Below are 2,742 nucleotides of genomic sequence, written 5' to 3'. Positions count from 1 at the left end.
TATTCGCCACGGTGCTCCTGCACCATGCGCACTGCACGTTCGCGGACTTCGGGGGAAAACTTCGTTGACTTTCTCATGGCTCCATCTTCTCAAATGTTGGAGCCTCCTCAAAACCCGGGGCGATTCACCCCGGTTAACGTAAAGCCTTCATGTATTTAGTGCTATCCGATAACAGCCTCCCGTAAGTAGTCTCAGTCTGAATTCTGCTTGGACTTACTTTTTTACTTACGTATGTAACAGTTATACAGGAGGTGTAGCGGTCACTTAACTCTGGATCCGCCGGCAGGCATCCGGTAGATCCTGATACCCTGACAATATCCTAATCAGAAGAAGTGTCAGACTTCCAATCAAAGTAATAGAGATGAATATCTTCGATGAAGTACTCCAAAACTTCCTCATCAGTACTCACAACTGCATCGCTGTGCATGGACAAAAACACATTCAGTGCGGATGTGTCATTCAACATTTTGACAACCACGTCCTTACCTTGAGGCCTGGAAGCAAAACACTTATTCTGCGCATTGAGAATCATTGACTCAGACACTGCAGTGCACATTTTGAACAACTCTTCGGGGACCAATGATGCATAGAAAGTCGCAGCGTCAATGGCTGTTTCCAGCATGCTTGTTTCACCTATAGCTGCAACGACAATCTGGATGCACAACATCGTTGCGACCTTCTGGTACTCACTTGGATGAACCTTGGATAGTGGGTGAGGTCCGGGCCAACTGAAGGAGATCCATTCAGTACGCGATTTCTCAATGGAAGAGAGCCCACGCGCCTGGGCGACTCTATTGCTGGAATTGGTGGCCCTTTTAGCTTGCTTTTTCATCGTTAGGTTTCCTATAAATGTCCTTACTCCGGAATGGAATTCGGTACGATTTATTGGGCCAGAATGGCAAAAAATATGGTGCCGGGCTAAGGGGGTTTATTCACCGCTATCGTAGGAAAATACGTTGTAATTTCGTCTAATCGAATATACGCCGCGGAAGAATCATGTCGTGAAGTTGACGGCGAGTACGCAATGTTCGTGATGTGCTTGTAAGTACCTGCATTGCCAAAGAGATGCTTTCACATTTCTAGGCACACGAGTGACCATATTTCTGCGCTTCCCACTCATTCATCAACAACTTGCGTAAATTTTCTTATTGTGATCTCAGTCTTCGCAGTGAGCGCAGACTGATCACTAATCTTCAGCGACCAGAGAATCACTCACCGAGACGATCTGCAGTGCAATGACTTCGCCAGAGAATTCGTGAATGACCAAATGACCGAGGAATTGCACTGGCAATTTGGATTCCATCGATCGATGAAGAATTTGACCGTGGCCATAGCTGCGTGTTGCAAGAATCCTCGTGAACGGAAAGGTTGCTCGTGGGTCAGGGAAGAAATTGTGCCTCAAGGGTGTCATGCAAAGTTCAATAATTTGATTGCATTTGAAATCAGTATTTTTTTGCATCTGTCGCACGGTTGCCTGCCAGCTACGCAATTGCGGCTCCACATACTCTGTTGGAAGCAACGGCTTCTGAAACGAATGCTGGGTATCATCTACTGTCAATGCAAATCGATTGCCAAGTTCTTTTCTGAATTTGTTTGCGACCTTTCCCTTGATGCGCGCTTCAAACTGCTCACGGTAAATCCGTATGGAGTCAGGCTCTTTCATCGCAGCTTTTGCAAGCAGCAGCCGTGTGAGCTGAATGCACTCTTCCAATTGAACTTGGTCCACAAGGCCATCGTCGATCTCCAGAATACGTCGAGTTTTTGAAGACCATTTTTCAGCATCAATGAACAGGCGCGTGCCCGAGAGAATTGAAACGCTCAGAAAAACTTGGTTATCAATGGCACCTACAGAGATGGACGGGAGTGAACCGCTGACCTCGCTGAGAACGGGGATCAAACTGTAAATTTCTTCAATTGCAGCACGCTCGCGCGGTTCCTGCTCCCGTTTGGTGAGAAATATGCCTTTGTCCGCCAATTGGATTTGAATCTTGGTGATTTTCATGGAGTCACTCCTGACGACCATGAACCGCCACAGAAACCAAGCGGATTACAAGCATCAATGCTTCCAATCCTCCGGTCTCAAAGGCGGCACCCGTGTGGTCGGTAACTTTTTCATCCTCATTGGCAATGTGAAGATAGACATCTGGGCGACCACCGTGCGGCTCAACCGGGACGCTTCGAGGGACGACTGCCGGACTTAAAGTGGTGGCTTCAACAAGTGATAGAAGTACACAAGCTTCAAGGTCAGCTTTTTGCTGCGGCTCCAGCGGTACTTGCTTGATCACCATTTTTGAAGTTGGAAACTGCAAACTGGCAAGGAAACCTAACCACAGGTCTGCCCGCAAATCGCGAGAGATCTGAATGAAGATGCCCCATTTGGCATCTTCCCAGGATTCCCAGACGTCGATTGACATTTGCGGAATCGGGATCTGGTCCAAGTGTTGACACCATGCCTGCAGCTTTGCATGCCGGGCACGCGACATGTCCAAGTCAAGCGCCACCAATGCGGCTCGCGGATCTTTTAGTCGTTGACCCCGCAATTCACCACGCGCCCTGAGCGCCATATTTCCAAGGCGCAAGAGCTCCACACACGCTTTTGACACAATATGTTGGTCGGTAATCCCACCGATTTCCACTGAACCTAAAAGTAGAACAGTTATGCAGCCATGGCCAGATGCTGCTTTGGGGTGAAACCGCCCAGGGCCATATTTGGGCGGTCGTGATTGTAGGACCACATCCATT

3 protein-coding genes are annotated in these 2,742 nt (G+C 48.4%); all 3 read right to left on the bottom strand.

Going from position 1 to position 2,742, the window contains the following annotated elements; genetic code table 11:
• Positions 1–319: 319 nt before the first annotated feature.
• Positions 320–832: a hypothetical protein gene (locus DIC66_RS22645; protein WP_117180445.1), complete on the bottom strand. Its 513-nt coding sequence runs from the start codon at positions 830–832 to the stop codon at positions 320–322.
• A 354-nt stretch (positions 833–1,186) separates the two neighbouring features.
• The gene (locus tag DIC66_RS22640; RefSeq protein WP_147321406.1) at positions 1,187–2,002 is read right to left on the bottom strand and encodes a hypothetical protein; all 816 of its coding nucleotides are present in this window, start codon (positions 2,000–2,002) and stop codon (positions 1,187–1,189) included.
• A gap of 4 nt (positions 2,003–2,006) precedes the next feature.
• Positions 2,007–2,742 (bottom strand): hypothetical protein (locus DIC66_RS23540; protein WP_233506084.1); only part of this gene is annotated, 736 nt, incomplete at its 5' end.

The sequence above is a fragment of the Rhodoferax lacus genome, assembly GCF_003415675.1.
GTDB lineage: Bacteria > Pseudomonadota > Gammaproteobacteria > Burkholderiales > Burkholderiaceae_C > Allorhodoferax > Allorhodoferax lacus.
Note: the sequence above shows the minus strand (reverse complement) of the source record. Positions and strands in the feature narration are given on the sequence as shown.

Coding starts and splice junctions, on each gene's coding strand:
- DIC66_RS22640 (WP_147321406.1), bottom strand. CDS start 2,002: ATGAAAATCACCAAGATTCAAATCCAATTGGCGGACAAAGGCATATTT.
- DIC66_RS22645 (WP_117180445.1), bottom strand. CDS start 832: ATGAAAAAGCAAGCTAAAAGGGCCACCAATTCCAGCAATAGAGTCGCC.